Annotated in this window: 18 protein-coding genes and 1 pseudogene; 2 read left to right on the top strand and 17 right to left on the bottom strand. The window is 62.4% G+C overall.

Annotated features, from left to right (window positions below):
* The 16 genes from phaR to VZ95_RS28505 form a co-directional block, all read right to left on the bottom strand.
* Positions 1–370, bottom strand: a 370-nt coding sequence (phaR, locus tag VZ95_RS04680; RefSeq protein WP_084627577.1) for a polyhydroxyalkanoate synthesis repressor PhaR, incomplete at its 3' end; no start/stop codon positions are given.
* Positions 371–478: 108 nt separating this feature from the next.
* Positions 479–997 carry a GNAT family N-acetyltransferase gene (locus tag VZ95_RS04685; protein WP_052711486.1) on the bottom strand — a complete coding sequence of 173 codons (519 nt, stop codon included), beginning with the start codon at positions 995–997 and terminating at the stop codon, positions 479–481.
* Positions 997–1,557, bottom strand: coding sequence for a peptidylprolyl isomerase (locus VZ95_RS04690; RefSeq protein WP_045774843.1), 561 nt, complete (start codon positions 1,555–1,557; stop codon positions 997–999). The genes VZ95_RS04685 and VZ95_RS04690 overlap by 1 nt, the downstream gene beginning before the upstream one ends.
* The gene (locus tag VZ95_RS04695; protein ID WP_045774844.1) at positions 1,544–2,032 is read right to left on the bottom strand and encodes a peptidylprolyl isomerase; all 489 of its coding nucleotides are present in this window, start codon (positions 2,030–2,032) and stop codon (positions 1,544–1,546) included. The genes VZ95_RS04690 and VZ95_RS04695 overlap by 14 nt, the downstream gene beginning before the upstream one ends.
* A 19-nt stretch (positions 2,033–2,051) precedes the next feature.
* The gene (gene polA, locus VZ95_RS04700) at positions 2,052–4,841 is read right to left on the bottom strand and encodes a DNA polymerase I (protein ID WP_232302477.1); all 2,790 of its coding nucleotides are present in this window, start codon (positions 4,839–4,841) and stop codon (positions 2,052–2,054) included.
* 4 nt (positions 4,842–4,845) lie between these two features.
* Entirely contained in the window at positions 4,846–5,037 is a 192-nt protein-coding gene (locus tag VZ95_RS04705) for a zinc-finger domain-containing protein (RefSeq protein ID WP_045774846.1), read from the bottom strand.
* 73 nt (positions 5,038–5,110) lie between these two features.
* Positions 5,111–5,485 (bottom strand): c-type cytochrome, encoded by a 375-nt coding sequence (locus tag VZ95_RS04710; protein ID WP_045774847.1) that lies wholly within the window; start codon positions 5,483–5,485, stop codon positions 5,111–5,113.
* A gap of 84 nt (positions 5,486–5,569) precedes the next feature.
* Positions 5,570–6,577, bottom strand: a complete 1,008-nt coding sequence (locus tag VZ95_RS04715) for a hypothetical protein (RefSeq protein WP_045774848.1) — start codon at positions 6,575–6,577, stop codon at positions 5,570–5,572.
* The gene (locus tag VZ95_RS04720; RefSeq protein WP_232302478.1) at positions 6,574–7,149 is read right to left on the bottom strand and encodes a cysteine hydrolase family protein; all 576 of its coding nucleotides are present in this window, start codon (positions 7,147–7,149) and stop codon (positions 6,574–6,576) included. The genes VZ95_RS04715 and VZ95_RS04720 overlap by 4 nt, the downstream gene beginning before the upstream one ends.
* Before the next feature lie 41 nt (positions 7,150–7,190).
* Positions 7,191–8,156, bottom strand: a complete 966-nt coding sequence (locus tag VZ95_RS04725; RefSeq protein ID WP_045774850.1) for a ketopantoate reductase family protein — start codon at positions 8,154–8,156, stop codon at positions 7,191–7,193.
* 134 nt (positions 8,157–8,290) lie between these two features.
* The gene (locus tag VZ95_RS04730; protein ID WP_045774851.1) at positions 8,291–9,166 is read right to left on the bottom strand and encodes a TauD/TfdA dioxygenase family protein; all 876 of its coding nucleotides are present in this window, start codon (positions 9,164–9,166) and stop codon (positions 8,291–8,293) included.
* Positions 9,163–9,987 carry an ABC transporter permease gene (locus VZ95_RS04735; protein WP_045774852.1) on the bottom strand — a complete coding sequence of 275 codons (825 nt, stop codon included), beginning with the start codon at positions 9,985–9,987 and terminating at the stop codon, positions 9,163–9,165. Before VZ95_RS04735 ends, VZ95_RS04730 begins: the two co-directional genes overlap by 4 nt.
* Positions 9,980–10,798 carry an ABC transporter ATP-binding protein gene (locus VZ95_RS04740; RefSeq protein WP_045774853.1) on the bottom strand — a complete coding sequence of 273 codons (819 nt, stop codon included), beginning with the start codon at positions 10,796–10,798 and terminating at the stop codon, positions 9,980–9,982. Before VZ95_RS04740 ends, VZ95_RS04735 begins: the two co-directional genes overlap by 8 nt.
* Before the next feature lie 7 nt (positions 10,799–10,805).
* A complete protein-coding gene (locus tag VZ95_RS04745; RefSeq protein ID WP_045774854.1) occupies positions 10,806–11,813 on the bottom strand; it encodes an ABC transporter substrate-binding protein in 1,008 nt (335 codons plus the stop codon).
* A 151-nt stretch (positions 11,814–11,964) separates the two neighbouring features.
* Complete coding sequence (locus tag VZ95_RS04750; protein ID WP_332307982.1) at positions 11,965–13,002, bottom strand: aminotransferase-like domain-containing protein; 1,038 nt, start codon at positions 13,000–13,002, stop codon at positions 11,965–11,967.
* Between the two features lie 78 nt (positions 13,003–13,080).
* The gene (locus tag VZ95_RS28505) at positions 13,081–13,458 is read right to left on the bottom strand and encodes a GntR family transcriptional regulator (RefSeq protein WP_332307980.1); all 378 of its coding nucleotides are present in this window, start codon (positions 13,456–13,458) and stop codon (positions 13,081–13,083) included.
* A 20-nt stretch (positions 13,459–13,478) separates the two neighbouring features.
* On the opposite strand from VZ95_RS28505, the pseudogene VZ95_RS28510 reads away from it, so the two are divergent.
* A pseudogene (locus tag VZ95_RS28510) lies at positions 13,479–13,766 on the top strand (EamA family transporter); the annotation flags it as partial.
* Between the two features lie 49 nt (positions 13,767–13,815).
* Entirely contained in the window at positions 13,816–14,238 is a 423-nt protein-coding gene (locus VZ95_RS28515; protein ID WP_332307981.1) for a DMT family transporter, read from the top strand.
* Positions 14,239–14,289: 51 nt separating this feature from the next.
* Here VZ95_RS28515 and VZ95_RS23855 read toward each other — a convergent pair.
* Positions 14,290–14,765, bottom strand: a 476-nt coding sequence (locus tag VZ95_RS23855) for a hypothetical protein (RefSeq protein WP_198148090.1), incomplete at its 5' end; no start/stop codon positions are given.

The raw sequence follows: 14,765 nt of genomic DNA on the forward strand, positions 1-14,765 counted from the left end.
GATTGCGGGCAAAGCTTTGCATGGCGGTTTCAAGATAGCTCGGCACCAGCCACTGCATATTATCGCCATACAGGCCAATCAATTGGCGCAAGAAGCTGATGGGCAGCATATTCTGGCCCTTGCCTTCTTCTTCCACGATGATCTGCGTCAGCACTTGCCGGGTAATATCTTCGCTGGTTTTGGCGTCATAGACGACAAAATCCACATCGTCCTTGACCATCTGGCACAGGGTATCGAGCGTCACATAGCTGGAGGTCGCCGTATTATAGAGGCGGCGATTGGCGTATTTCTTAATCGTAATCTGCCGCTTGGAATCGCTTCCCGTGTCCTGGGCCGATGCGTGCGGGGGAACCGATTGCGGTTGGGTCATTACGTCACCTTCCCTAAAAGCGTCGCTCATTTTTCGTTAGGGAAGAGTGTAGCATAGAATCGCTGCCGTCAAACTGCCGCATTGCACAAAGCTTGGTCAGAGAGGCGTTCAGGCGGGGGGATGCTCCCAAACGCGGGCCGGGTATTCATGAAACAGCAGCGTTTCTTCGGCTTCAACGCAGCCCAGCTTTTCGGCCACGCGGCGGGAGGCAAGGTTTTCGGGATCGATGCAGCTTACCAGCCGCTCGCCGGCGGGGCGATGGGCGCGGATGGCTAACGCCGCTTCCGGCGCATAGCCCTTGCCCCAATAGGGGGAGAGCAGGCCCCAGGCCAGTTCCAGCGCGGGCCAGGTTACGGGGCGGATAAAGCCGATGCGGCCAATCCAAGCCCCGCTTTCCTTGTCGATCACGCTGTAAAAGCCGAAACCGCGGATCTGCCAGTGACCGAGCGCGCCGACGAGAAACTGCCAACTGCCGTAGGCTCCCTGCACGCCGCCGAAAAACCGCATCGACAGCGGGTCTTGCACGAAGGCGGTCATGCCCGGCAAATCCTTCTCCTCCGGCAGACGGAGGAGAAGGCGCTCGGTTTCGAGGCTGGTCGGCACCAGCAGCGGCGCGGTCGGCAGCACTACTTTTTATCGGCCTGGATATAAGCGCTAACGATCTTATCCGGGTTCGTCACCACGCCGTTGCGGCTGGAATCGCCCTTGCGCAGTTTATCCACCGCTTCCATGCCCGAGGTCACGCGGCCCCAAACGGTATATTGCCCGTCGAGGTTCGGCGCATCGGAGAAGCAGATGAAGAACTGGCTGTCGGCGCTATCCGGGCTTTGCGCGCGCGCCATCGACACGGTGCCGCGCCGATGCTTTTCAGAACTGAACTCGCGCGGCAGCTTCACGCCCGACCCGCCCATGCCGGTGCCGGTGGGATCGCCGCCTTGGGCCATGAAGCCATCGATAACGCGGTGAAACACCACGCCATTATAGAAGCCCTGGCGCACCAACTCTTTAATGCGCGCCACATGCTTCGGGGCGAGGTCCGGGCGCAGTTCGATCACGACCGGGCCGGTCGAGAGTTCCAGAACCAGGGTGTTATCGGGCGTGGCGGCGGCCAGGGCGGGGAGCCCCAGCAGCGGCAGGCTGGCGGCGGCGGCCAGAACCGCGCGGCGGGAGAGGTTACTCCGCAACATCGGCGGCCACCTTCATCGAGACGATCTGATCCGGGTCTTTCACCGAGCCCGAACCGGGCGCACCGCGCTTAATGGCGTCGACATGTTCGATGCCGTCGATGACTTGACCCCAAGCGGTATATTGGCCGTTGAGGTGCGGCGTGGTGCCGAAGCAGATGAAGAACTGGCTGTCGGCGCTATCCGGGCTCGCGGCGCGTGCCATCGAGCAGGTGCCCTTCACGTGCTTGCGGTCGTTGAACTCCGCCTTCAGCTTCTTGCCCGAGCCGCCCGAACCGGTGCCGGTGGGATCGCCCGTTTGGGCCATGAAGCCTTCGATGACGCGGTGGAAGACGATCCCGTCGTAAAACCCTTCGCGCGCCAATTCCTTAATGCGAGCCACATGGTTCGGCGCGCTGTCCGGGAACAGTTCGATGGTCACGCGGCCATCTTTCAGTTCCAGGAACAGGGTGTTTTCGCGATCGGCAATCTCAACCATTTTCTTACCTCTTCAGGGATTAATGCGCGGAGGCCCAGGTCTGGCCGACCCCGGCTTCGCAAATCAGGGGCACCGATACCACAGACCCGGCGGCGTTTTCCATCACTGGGCGTAAAGTGGCGATAGCCTCGTCGATATGGTTCTCCGGCACTTCGAACAAAAGTTCGTCGTGGACGGTTAGAATCATTTTCGCCGGAAGCTTGGTTTCGGTCAGCGTGGCGGCAACTCGGATCATCGCCCGCTTCATGATGTCGGCGGCAGTGCCTTGCAGGGGGGCGTTGATAGCTTGGCGTTCAGCGAAACCCCGGCGGGCGGCGTTTTTGTCGGCAATCGTCGGCACCCAGCAGCGCCGCCCGAAGAGCGTTTCGACGAACTGATGCTCTTTGGCGAAAGCCTTCATCCGGTCCATATAGGCGCGAATGCCGGGGTAACGCTCGAAATAAGCGCGGATAAAGGCCTGCGCTTGGCCCTGGCTGACGCCGATATTCTGGGCGAGGCCGAAAGCGCTCATGCCATAGATAATGCCGAAGTTGATGGCCTTGGCCTTGCGCCTTGTTTCCTTATCCATCGTCTCCAGCGGCACATCGAACACCTGCGAGGCGGTGAGGGCGTGAATATCGACCCCGGCGGCGAAAGCCTCTTTCAACGTGTCGATGCCCGCCACTTCCGCCAGCAGGCGCAATTCGATCTGGCTATAGTCGATGGCAATCAGCTTATGCCCCTCCGGCGCGATGAAGGCCTCGCGGATCTTGCGGCCCTCTTCGGTGCGGATGGGGATATTCTGCAAATTCGGGTCCGACGACGACAGCCGCCCGGTGGTGGTTAGCGCCAGGGCGAAGCTGGTGTGAACCCGGCCCGTGCGCGGGTTGATTTGCTCCACCAGGGCATCGGCATAGGTCGATTTCAGCTTCGCCAACTGCCGGTAATCCAGCACCATACCGGGGACCGGGTGGGACGCGCGCAGATCTTCCAACACGTCCACCGAGGTTGAGTAATTATCGGTCTTGCTGGTCTTGCCCTGGTCCGCAAGGCCGAGCTTACCGAACAGGATTTCGCCCAACTGCTTCGGCGAGGCGATATTGAACACTTCGCCCGCCGCCTCATGGATTTGGCTTTCCAGCACCGCCATCCGCTGACCGAAATCGGTGGACAACTCGCGCAGGCGGTTGCGGTCCAGCAGGGCGCCGGTGGTTTCCATCGCCGTGATGATCGTCGGGATTGGCCGGTCGATGCTCTCATAGAGATGCACTTGCCGTTCCAGCAGCAGCCGAGCCTTTAGCACCGAATGCAGGCGCAACGTAACATCGGCGTCTTCGGCGGCATAGGCGAGGGCGCGGTCGAGCGCAACTTCGGCGAAACCGATCTGCTTCTTGCCCTTGCCGCAGACTTCCTCATAGGAAATCGTGGTGATGCCGAGGTGGCGTTCGGCGAGTTCGTCCATCCCGTGCCCATGCTTGCCGCCGTCGAGCACGTAGGAGAGCAGCATCGTGTCGTCATAGGGCGTAATCGAAACGCCGTATTTTTCCAGCACGACCATATCATATTTCAGATTCTGGCCGATTTTCAGCACGCTCGGGTCGAGCAGCAGCGGTTTTAGCGCGTCGAGCGCTTCGATCAGCGGAATTTGCTGCGGGCGGTCGCCGCCGAGATCGAGCTGCCCGCCGGGGGTGCCGTGGGCGAGCGGGATATAGCAGGCTTCGCCCGGCGCAACCGCCAGCGAAATCCCGACCAATTCTGCCGAGGCGGCATTGAGGCTGCTGGTTTCCGTATCGAAGGCCACCTGGCCGACCATATGGGCGCGGGCGATCCAATGGTCGAGCCGGTCGCGCGTCTGCACGAGCTCGTAGTTCCGGGGCGCATCGGCGGGCGTCGGCATCGTCACGCTGCCGGGCGCGGGCGCAACGGTTGGCGCAGGGGTTGCTGCCGCGCGGGCGACAGCCAGCTTCACCCCATCCGGCCCCAGGAGTTTGGACAGCATCGAGCGGAAATTCTGCGCGACCAGAAATTCCTTCAGCACCTCGGGGTCGGGCTGGCGTTTGTCGAGTTCCGGCAGGGCTACCGGCAGCGGGGCGTCTTCGCGCAGGCGCACAAGCTCGCGTGAGATCCGGGCAAGCTCGGCGTGCTCGATCAGGCTCTGGCGGCGTTTGGGCTGTTTGATTTCCTCAGCCCGCGCCAGCAGCGTATCGAGATCGCCGTAGAGATTAATCAGTTCGGCGGCGGTTTTCTGGCCGATGCCCGGCACGCCCGGCACATTATCGGTGCTATCGCCCATCAGCGCCTGCACATCGACGACTTTTTCCGGCGGAACCCCGAATTTCTCCATCACCTCGGCAGCCCCAATGGGCTTGTTCTTCATCGGATCGAGCAGCGACACACCGGGGCGGATAAGCTGCATCAAATCCTTATCGGAGGAGACGATAATCACGTCGCCGCCTTCGGCAATTTCAGCGGCGGCATAGGCGGCGATCAGATCGTCGGCCTCAAACCCCTCAAGCTCAATCGCGGGGACATTGAAGGCGCGCGTCGCCTCCCGGATCAAGGCGAACTGCGGGATCAAATCTTCCGGCGCGGGCGGGCGGTGGGCCTTGTACTGCGGGTAAAGCTCCGTGCGGAACGAGTGGCGCGACACGTCGAAAATCACCGCGACGCGTTCCGCCCCGGCATCGCTCAGCAGCCGCGCCAGCATATTGGTGAAACCATAGACGGCATTCACCTGCACCCCATCGGGGCGCGACATCGGCGGCAGCGCGTGATAGGCCCGGAAAATAAAGCCCGAGCCATCGACCAAGTAGAGGGTTTTGCCAGCCACCGGCTTAATGGCCCGCGTGGCTCTTTGCGCCCTCTTTCAGCACATATTCGCGCCCGCAATAGGGGCATTCGACCCGGCCCGCCGCTTCGATATTGAGGTAGACGCGCGGATGCCCCAGCGCCCCGCCGTCGCCATCGCAGGGAATGGTAGTGGTATCGACCAGAATGGTTTCGACCGGCTTATGGGCGGCAGTCATGGCGGAGTCTTCCCTTCGAGGCCAAAGCTGCCCGGATCATAGCGGAGCCGGTGCGGGGATCAAGGGGGGCGGGCTATTTCGTTACCTCTTTCAAATAGGCCATGAGGTTTTCCAGCTCGTCCGGGTTTTTGATGCCGACGAAGGCCATCTTATTGCCCGGAACGCTGTCCTTGGGGTTGGCAACATAGGCTTTGATCGTGTCGGCACTCCAAACCGTGCCCATCGCTTTCATCGCCGGGGAATAGGCAAAGCCTTCTTTGGTGCCCGCTGTGCGCCCGAACACGCCGTTGAGCCCAGGGCCGACGCCGTTTTTGCCGCTGGCATCGACCGAATGGCAAATCTTGCACTTGGTCGTATAGACCTTCAATCCCGCAGCGGCATCGCCATCGGCGCGGGCGGCTGCGGCAAAGGCAAGGCTTGCGATGAAGACGATGAGGGGGAGGCGCATGATCTCTCCTGATCGGATGAGCGGAACAGGATACCATCTTAGCCCCTGCGGGCACGGCGGTTCCTGATCCAGATCAAGCGTTTCTCAAATCGCCTGCGGCAAAACGCGGCGGAGACGGGCGGGCAGGAGCGCTAGCACCGTTCGCCGAATCGCCCGCCACCCGGCGCTAAGAGCGAGGATGAGCGCCCCCAGCAGTAGCAGGGCGAGGGCAACCGGCGTATCGGAGGAAAGCCCGCGCGTCTCCCCGAGGTAGGAGATCGCCGCCCCGGCGTAGATGAGGCCCGAGACCAGAATCGCACGCCGGTCCGCCGCCAGAGCTGCGAGCGCGAGGAGGAAGAACAAGCCCAGGGTTAAGGCCGGATTGCTACCGCTGCTGAGCGCGCCGATCCAAAACATCGTTGGATGGACAATCAGTGGGGCCGCGAGCAGGTGCAGCCAAAAGGCGATATCGGTGCGTCGGGTCTCGCGGGCCGGGTCTTGAAAATCCAAGCGCAGGGCGAGGGTGAAGGCGATCATTCCCGCGACAAGCAGCAGAAACGGCACGACTAAAGGCGCAGAATCAGGCGCGACGGCGTAAACCAGAGTCACGACCATGCCGATCAGCGCGCCGCAGCCCGCCGCCGGGGAAATCGGCGTCTTAAAGCGGCGATAATGCCCCCAAGCGGCGACAGCGGCGACCAATCCGCCTAAGGCAAAATGCCATTCCAGCGGTGATTTATCCGATTGACTGAGCGCCAGGGTAAAGCTGACCGCGATGACAATATTCCCAACGAATCCCGCCAGCAACAGCAGGCTCGGCAGCGCCATACGGCGCTTGCGGGTGAAAAATTCGGCCAGCAGCCAGCAGGCGGCGGCACTCCCGGCCCCCATCACGGCAGGCGTCCACGCGAAAAGGAAATAGCCGAACGCTCCGAGGAACAGCACGAGGCCAATGGCGACGAAAATATCGCCGAAGCCGGTAATGAAGCGCAGTTTTTCGTCGTCTTGCGGCACGTCGGCGTTGGTTTTTTCGAGAGCCAGCAACTGCTGGTGCTGCGCGTCGGTGATAATCCCGGCGGCGATTGCTTGGGTGAGGGTGCTGGGCGAAATCATCGGCTGGTTTCCTCCGTCCCCAATACCGCCGCCGCCGTCAGAACCGTGCAATATTCGCCGTCGAGATTGGCGAGCGACATGGCGTGAACGTCTTCGGCGGTGTGATGCTTTCCCGTCCAATCCTTGCGGTCGAAGGTAAAGCAGCCGTCTTCGACCAAATAGGTGTCGAAGCCTAAGTTTCCGGCCATGCGCACGGTGGCTTCCACGGAATTATTGGTGATGACCCCGGCCACCACGAGGGCGCGGTAGCCTGCTGCCAGCAGCAGGGCATCGAGATCGGTGCCGATGAAGGCGCTGTTGGTTTGTTTGGCGATAATGGTTTCGCCCGGCAGCGGCAGCGCCTCCGGCTTGAAATCATGCCCCGACTGGCCGGGGCGATAGTGCGAGGTCGGCGCGGTCGAATCATGGCGCACGTGCCACACCGGCCAGCCCTTATGCCGCCAATGGGCGAGCAGGCGGGCGATATTCGCCTCCGCCTCGGGATTATTGCGCCGTCCCCAGGAGGGATGATCGATCGCCTGTTGCAGATCGATCAGCAGGAGCACGGCACCGGGCGGGGGGAGCTTCATCATCCTCAGAAGATTGACGAAACCGCCCGCCCGCGCAAGCCCCGTTAGGCCCGCGCGCGGGCACGGATGAGGGGAAGGAGCGTGTCGAGGGTCGGCACCGGCACGCCAGCGAGGCGGGCGAGTTCCTGGACCGCGCCGAGCTGCGCTTCGATTTCCATCGGACGCCCAGCCTCCAAATCTTGCAGCATCGAGGCGCGATGGGTGCTGCCCGCCATCGCCTTCAAGCGCGTTGGAATATCGGGGGCGGCGCTCACCCCAAGCCCGGCAGCAACGGCGCTGGCTTCACTCAGCAGGGTCTCATAGAGCGGCAAGAGGTTCGGATCGGCGATGACCTGCCCTTCGGCGGAGAGGGTCAGCACGCCCAGGCAGGAGCCTGCCACATTCAGCGCGATTTTCTTCCACACGGCGGTGCGGATATCCGGCGTTGCGGTTACCCCATCCAGCCCCGGTTTCAGCGCGTCAATGATGGCGGCAAGGCGCGGGGTCAGCCCACCCGCCGGGTCGCCCAGGGTAAAGCTGCTCTGTGCCCATTTGCAGTGAATGACCCCCGGCGCGACGATGGTGTTGGGCGATTGAATGACGCAGCCCAGGGCGCGCTCCACCCCAACCTCGCGCCACAATAGACCGCCGGGATCGAGCCGGTCGATGGGGCGTTCGGCCCAGTCGGGGTTCGGGTGCTTGTGGAAATACCACCAGGGCACGCCGTTGACGGCATAGACGATAGTGGTTTGCGGCCCTGAGAGGCTTTTGAGGGCGGGCACGACACTGGTGAGGCTATGGGCCTTCACGGTGCTGATAATCAAATCCTGCGGCCCAAAATCCTCGGCGCGGTCAGAGGCGGGGAGGCGCACGGTGAAATCATCGGCCTCGGTAGTGAGCCGCAAACCGTTCGCCTGGATGGCGGCCAGATGCGGTCCGCGCGCAATCACCGAAACCGCAAGCCCTGCCTTGGCCAGACGGGCGGCGATATGCCCGCCGACTGCCCCGGCCCCCAAAATCACAATCTTCATTGCTTCGTCTCAATCGTAATTTTATAGCCCCCGACTATTGCGAGCTTCGCCCCAGCTTGGAAAACAAACCTTGTCGCGGTGACAAAAAAGGCGGGGAAGCCCCCCGCCTTTCAGTGCTTGCATCACAGAGCGCGTTAGGCCGCAATCCCGCGCGGCGCATCGCCTTGAATGGTCGTCCGATACAAGGTGCGGCGCAGGTCTGGCGGGCAGCCCGTGGCGAGGTGAAGCGTCTGGCGGTTATCCCAAAAGACCATATCGTTCGGCTGCCATTTGTGCCGGTATTGGAACTGCGGCGCGGTGGAATGGGCGTAGAGCTGGGCCAGCAGCGCGTCGCTTTCCTCTTCCGGCAGGCCGAGAATATGGGTGGTGAAGCCTTCGCTGACAAACAGCGCGCGCTTGCCGCTTTCCGGATGGACGCGCACGATAGGATGAACCACCGGCGGCACGCGCGCGGCCTGCTCGGCGGTCAGGCCGGGGCGCAGCTCGCCGTTCAGCTTTTGCTGCTTGAGATTGCGGGCGAGGTAGCTGTGTTCGGCGGACAGCCCGTCGATTTTCGCTTTGAGATCGTCGGGCAGCGCCTCATAGGCCGCGACCATATTGACGAAAAGCGTATCGCCGCCCTCGGCGGGCCATTCCTTCGAATGCAGCAGCGACCCCAGGCTGGGCAGGGCCATATAGGAGAGGTCCGAGTGCCAATATTTCCCGGCATCGACGAGGCCGATGGGCTTACCGTCCTCGATAACGTTGGAGACGATGAGAATTTCCGGGTGGCCCGCCAGATGGAAATGATGCTGCACATGGATTTCCAGCGGCCCAAAACGCCGGCTGAAGGCGATGTGCTGGTCGGGGGTGAGGGCTTCCTGATCGCGGAAAACCAGCACGGCCCGGTCGGCCAAGCGGCGGCGGATGCGGGCAAAATCGGCATCGTCCAGCGGTTGCGACAGATCGAGATTGAGGATTTCCGCCCCCAAAATTTCGGGCAAATCGCGGATTTCGAAAGAAGCACTCATGATTGTTCCTGCCCCCAGCGGTTTACGGTTATTTTTGCGAGGGTGCGAAACAGCAGCCCCTCGATGACAAGGCCGATGATAATGACGGTCAGCAGTCCGGCAAAAACGCTCGGCGTCTCCAACTGTGCCCGATTGACGTAAATATACCAGCCCAAGCCGCCGGAACGGGCGCTTACGCCGAACACGAGTTCGGCGGCGATCAAGGTGCGCCAGGCAAAAGCCCAGCCGATGCGCAGGCCCGAGAGGATTTGCGGAAAGGCGGCGGGGGCGAGGATTTCCACTACAAAGCGCCCGCCGCTCACGCCCATATTGCGCCCGGCCATGCGCAGCGTCGGCGGTACGGCGCGGAATCCGGCGTGGCAGGCCAGCGCCACCGGCCAGAGGACCGAATGGACGATAACGAAAATCAAACTCGGCTGCCCAACGCCGAACCACAGCAGCGCCACCGGCAGCAGCGCGATGGCGGGCAGCGGGTTGAACATGGAGGTCAGCAGCCCCAACGCCTCGCTGCCCCAGCGCGACAAAGCCGCAAGCCCGGTCAGAATCGCTGCGAATAAAATCCCCAGAGCATAGCCGCTGAGCAGCACTTGCAGCGAGGTTAGCGTTCGATCCGGCAACTCCCCCGAAGCGATCCCGTCGAACAGGGCCCCGAGCGTCGCGCCGAGGGTGGGCAGGAGGAGGGAATTATCCAGCCAACGCGCGTAGCCTTCCCACAGCAAGGCGAGCCCAGCGAGAATGATGAGGCGCCGCCCCGGCAGGCGGGCAAGAAACTGGTTTAAGCGGCCGAGCGGCAGCGCGCGGGCGGTGGCGATCTCAGCCATGATCGGCCTCCGGGCTGGCGAAAACACTGTGTTGAATATGGGCTTCGAGGGCGGCAAAAGCGGGGGTGCCGCGTTCCCGGACGCTTTCCGGCACGTCGAAACTGGCCGCCAGCCGCCCCGGATGGGGGGTGAAGGCGAGAATCCGCGTGCCGACGCGAATGGCCTCGTCGATCCCGTGGGTCACGAACAGGGCGGTGGCCCCGGTATCGAGGCAGAGCGCCAAAAGCTCGTCTTGCATGCGGCGGCGGGTGAGCGCGTCCAGCGCGGCAAAAGGCTCGTCCATCAGTAATAGATCGGGCTGAAGCGCGAAGGCGCGGGCGATGGCGACGCGCTGCTTCATTCCGCCCGACAGCGTATGGGGAAAGGCATTTTCCGCGCGGGCAAGGCCGACGCGATTGATCCAGTCGCGGGCAATCGGCTCGGCCTCGGCGCGCGACAACCCCCGCCCGCGTTGCAGCGCATAGCGAACATTGCCCAGAACGGTGCGCCAGGGCAGAAGCTGGTCGAACTCTTGGAAGACGGTCATCCGGTCCGGTCCTGGCCGGGTGATGGGGGTGCCGCGCAGGCGGAGTTCGCCGGAGGAGGGCGTAAGGAACCCGCCGACGGCGCGCAGCAGGGTCGATTTCCCGCAGCCCGACGGCCCCAACAGCACCAGCCGCTCGCCCGCCGATAGGGTGAAGCTCACCCGGTCCACGGCGGTCAGCGGGCCGCTCGCCGTATCGTAGCGAATGGAAACGTCGCGCACCTCCAGCAACGCCGGACCGAGGGCCGGGGCGGGGGGCAGTGTTTCTCGGCGCGGAACCCCGTCCATCGCGGCCTCAGTTCCCCGGCTTGCTGTGCAAACCCGCCTGGAACATCTCTTTCCAGGAGGTCGCGGTTTGTTTGATGATGCCGAGCTTCGCCTGGAAATCGGCGAATTTCTGCGCGCCTTCCGGCGTGGTGGAGAAATTCACGTCCGGCGCGCGGATGATCGCTTCGACAAAGCCGGGCTCCAGCTTGGAATTTTCGGCCTTGATATAGAGGGTGGCGGCCTCGGCCGGGTTCGTCTTGATCCAAGCGTTCGCGGCATCGAGCCCGGCAACGAAAGCCTGAAGGGTTTTCGGATTGGCGGCGATGAATTTAGCGGTCGAATAAACCACGTTGAAGGTGTGCGGGCCGCCGAGCACATCGTAGCTGTTCAGCACCGCATGGACCTTGCCGGTGGCGAGTTGCTGCTGCACGAAGGGCGGCGAGGTGAAATGCGCGGTGATTTCCGACCGGCCCGAGAGAATCGCGGCGGTCGCATCGGGGTGGGGCATGCTCACTGTCAACTCGTCGAGCTTATCGTATTTTCCGAAAGCCTTATCGGCGGCCATTTGCAGCACGATCGGCTGAAACCCGACCTTCACGGCGGGCATGGCGATTCGGTCTTTCTCGGTGAAATCGGCGATGGTTTTAACGTTGGGATTATTCGTGGTGATGATATTCGCCATCGAGCCCAGCGCCGCGACGCCAATAATCTTAGCATTGGTGCGGGTTTTATCCCAGGCCACGATCATTGGGGCGATCCCGCCCGTAGCAAAATCGAGGCCGCCGGAAATCAAAGCGTCGTTCATGGCGGTAGCGCCCGACAGCTTCAGCCATTCGATCTTTGGCGGGGTGATGCCGAGGGCTTTCGCCTCCTGCTCGATCAAGCCGCGCTCGCTGGCGACGATCAGCGGTAGATAGGCGATGCCGAACTGCTGGGCGATGCGCAGGCTCGCGGTTTCGGCGGAAGCGCCCGTTGCGCCGATCAAGAGGGCAGCGATGGAAACGGCAAGGCCGAGGGAGCGTTTTGTCGAAACCATAATCACCCCTTTAAGTTGTAAGGAACGGTAGCACTCCTTGCTGTGGCAAAGGTATGATTTTAATATTTCACAAAAATAGAAACGTCAATGTTATTTACGAAAAATAACATTGTAAATATGTAAATATATCAAAGCGAACCCCTTGGGCGGTTTAAGGGCGACTCATGGCGCGGGCGAGGGTCGAAAACACCCGCTCGTCGGTGCATTGCGCCACATTGAAGCGCATGAACCCGGCGGCGGATTGCGCCGCGCTGAACACATTCCCCGGCGCGAGAATGACCCGCTCGGCGAGCGCTTTTTGCGAAATTTCGGCGGCGTCGAGCCCCTCGGGCAATTGTGCCCAGAGAAACATCCCGCCGCGCGGCTCCACCCAAGGGCTAATGCCGAGCGGCTTCAGGCGCTTGATCGTCAGCGCCATCGCGCGGGCAAGGCGCGTGCGCACGCTTTCCATATGCTTGCGATAGCTGCCGTCTTTCAGAACCGACAGCACCAGTTCCGCCCCGATGCGCCCGCCGCCGAAGGAGGTGGCGATTTTCAGGTCGATCAAGGCCTCGATCCACTCGGGTTTCGCGGCGATATAGCCGCAGCGCGCCGAGGCCGAGAGAGATTTCGAGAAACTGCCGATGCGCACGACCCGGTTCAGCCCATCGAAAGCCGCGAGGCGCGGGGCCGGGTCGGGCTCGAAATCGGCGAAAATATCGTCTTCGGCGATAGTCAGATTGGCGGCTTCGGCCAGCTTCAGCAGCCGATGCGCCACCAGCGGCGACAGGGTGGTGCCGGTGGGGTTATGCAGGGCGGAGTTGGTGATATAGAGGCGCGGGCGGTGGGCAGTGAGGGCTTCGGCGAAGGCCTCCACATCCGACCCGTTCGGCGTATAAGGCACGCCGATCACCTGGGCGCGATGGGCTTTTAGCAGCGCGTGGAAGTTAAAATAACAAGGATCATCGACCAGTACGGCGTCGCCGGGCTCCAACAGAAACCGGCACAGAAGATCGATGGCTTGCGTGCCCGATTCGGTGAGCAGAATTTGATCGGGCGGCGCTTCGATGCCCTGGTCGGCCATACGCCGCGCCAGCAAAACCCTTAAGTCGGGCAGGCCGAGCGGGGTGCCATACTCGGTGAAAGGCGCGGCATCCTCTGCCCGCGCGAACCCCCGTACGCCCGGCGCAGGCTGGCCTCCGGCAACCAGTCCGACGGCAGCCAACCGCAACCGGGTTTCAGAACATCCTCGGCGGCATCGAGCGAGAGGCGCGAGACCCAGAACGGATCAATCGCCCGGTCGAGGCGCGGGCCGATCTGCGCGAGGCTGAGCGGCGGCAAGCCCCCTGCCACATAGAAGCCGGAGCCGGGACGGGCGCGGATCACCCCTTCGGCGCTCAAAACGCTCATAGGCTTCCACCACGGTCGATTTCGACACGCCCAGGCTGTCGGCAAACCCCCGGATCGAGGGAAGCTTGGCCCCCGGCGTCAGCGTGCGCGCGGCGATGCGCCCGCGCACGGTTTGCATCACTTGGTCAACTAGGCTCAAGGGGGTGGTGCCGTCCATCGCGCCTCCGTACTGTACATTTGACCAATACAGTTTTGTGGAATTGTACTGGACTGTCCCTAGCCGTACCAGCGCTTTCCGCCGATACAGAAGGGGCATTCGACGAAAAGGGCCTTATGATGGATAAAAGTCTCGACGGTTGGCTGAGCGGCTTTCTCGGCGTGTTGATTTTCAGCGGCTCGCTACCCGCAACCCGCCTGGCCGTGGCCGATTTCGATCCGGTTTTCCTCACCCTGGCGCGCGCTGCCATCGCGGGCCTGTGCGCGGGCGGGCTGCTGATCCTGTTCCGCCAAGCCCGTCCGGCGAAACGCGATCTTCTGTCGCTCTTGATCGTCTCGCTCGGCGTCATCGTTGGCTTTCCGCTGCTCACGGCGCTCGCCTTGCAGCACGTCACCTCCGCCCATTCAATGATCTTCGTCGGGTTGCTGCCGCTCTCCACCGCGATTTTCGGCGTTTTTGCGCGGCGGCGAGCGCCCGCGCCCGATCTTTTGGCTTTTCTCCGGCATCGGCAGCGCCTGCGTCGCCGGGTTTGCCTTCGTCCAGGGCGGCGCGGGCTCTTTGGTCGGCGACGGCTTCATGCTGGCCGCGATCATCGTGTGCGGCCTCGGTTATGCCGAAGGCGCGGCCCTCTCCCGGCGCTTGGGCGGCTGGCAAGTGATCTCCTGGGCGCTGGTGCTGTCGCTGCCGTTCATGGCGACCGCCGCCCTGCTGCTGCAACCCGCCGACTGGAGCCGCATCGGCACCCCCGCCCTGTGGAGCCTCGTTTACGTCTCGCTGTTCTCGATGCTGATCGGCTTCGTCTTCTGGTATCGCGGCCTCGCCCTGGGCGGAATCGCAGGCGTCGGGCAGTTGCAGCTTCTCCAACCTTCTTTGGGCTGACCTTGGCGGCAACGCTGCTGGGCGAAACGGTGGCTTGGCCGATGGTGGCGGTCACGGGCGTGGTGGTGCTGTGCGTGGCGGGGGCGAAGCGGTTTGCGCGTTAGGGGACGGGGTGAGGTCATTTAGGGCGTACTCGATGAACTTATTCCACTCTAACGGCCTAAGATGACTGTTGATGGTAGAAAGGATGGTGGCGATGGAGTGGTAAAAATGGCCGATGTGGCGAAGATCTTCCCGCAGCTCCTTCGCTTCTTCCTGTTGGCTGATTTCGTCCCGGAGGTGTTTTTCCCGTTGGGCGTATTCTTCTTTCCAGTGCTTAGAATAGGGGGCTATATTCTGTGGTGTATCTATTTTTAAACCGCAGATCAGGTAAATGCGGACGCGGTTTATAAAATCCTTTTCGCATTGCTCGCTGTGTTGCCAGATATGATAAAGCTCATACATGCAGTTCGGCGACCGTAAATAAGAGTCGCTCATAAAAATGAAGATGCGCTGGCCTTGGCTCAAGGATTTCATGTAGGTTTTAA

It is taken from the genome of Elstera litoralis, assembly GCF_000963705.1.
Classification (GTDB): domain Bacteria; phylum Pseudomonadota; class Alphaproteobacteria; order Elsterales; family Elsteraceae; genus Elstera; species Elstera litoralis.

Coding starts and splice junctions, on each gene's coding strand:
- VZ95_RS04725 (WP_045774850.1), bottom strand. CDS start 8,156: ATGAAGATTGTGATTTTGGGGGCCGGGGCAGTCGGCGGGCATATCGCC.
- VZ95_RS04720 (WP_232302478.1), bottom strand. CDS start 7,149: ATGATGAAGCTCCCCCCGCCCGGTGCCGTGCTCCTGCTGATCGATCTG.
- VZ95_RS04705 (WP_045774846.1), bottom strand. CDS start 5,037: ATGACTGCCGCCCATAAGCCGGTCGAAACCATTCTGGTCGATACCACT.
- VZ95_RS04735 (WP_045774852.1), bottom strand. CDS start 9,987: ATGGCTGAGATCGCCACCGCCCGCGCGCTGCCGCTCGGCCGCTTAAAC.
- VZ95_RS04730 (WP_045774851.1), bottom strand. CDS start 9,166: ATGAGTGCTTCTTTCGAAATCCGCGATTTGCCCGAAATTTTGGGGGCG.
- VZ95_RS04695 (WP_045774844.1), bottom strand. CDS start 2,032: ATGGTTGAGATTGCCGATCGCGAAAACACCCTGTTCCTGGAACTGAAA.
- VZ95_RS04715 (WP_045774848.1), bottom strand. CDS start 6,577: ATGATTTCGCCCAGCACCCTCACCCAAGCAATCGCCGCCGGGATTATC.
- VZ95_RS04690 (WP_045774843.1), bottom strand. CDS start 1,557: ATGTTGCGGAGTAACCTCTCCCGCCGCGCGGTTCTGGCCGCCGCCGCC.
- VZ95_RS04740 (WP_045774853.1), bottom strand. CDS start 10,798: ATGGACGGGGTTCCGCGCCGAGAAACACTGCCCCCCGCCCCGGCCCTC.
- VZ95_RS04745 (WP_045774854.1), bottom strand. CDS start 11,813: ATGGTTTCGACAAAACGCTCCCTCGGCCTTGCCGTTTCCATCGCTGCC.
- VZ95_RS04710 (WP_045774847.1), bottom strand. CDS start 5,485: ATGCGCCTCCCCCTCATCGTCTTCATCGCAAGCCTTGCCTTTGCCGCA.
- VZ95_RS28505 (WP_332307980.1), bottom strand. CDS start 13,458: ATGCCCCTTCTGTATCGGCGGAAAGCGCTGGTACGGCTAGGGACAGTC.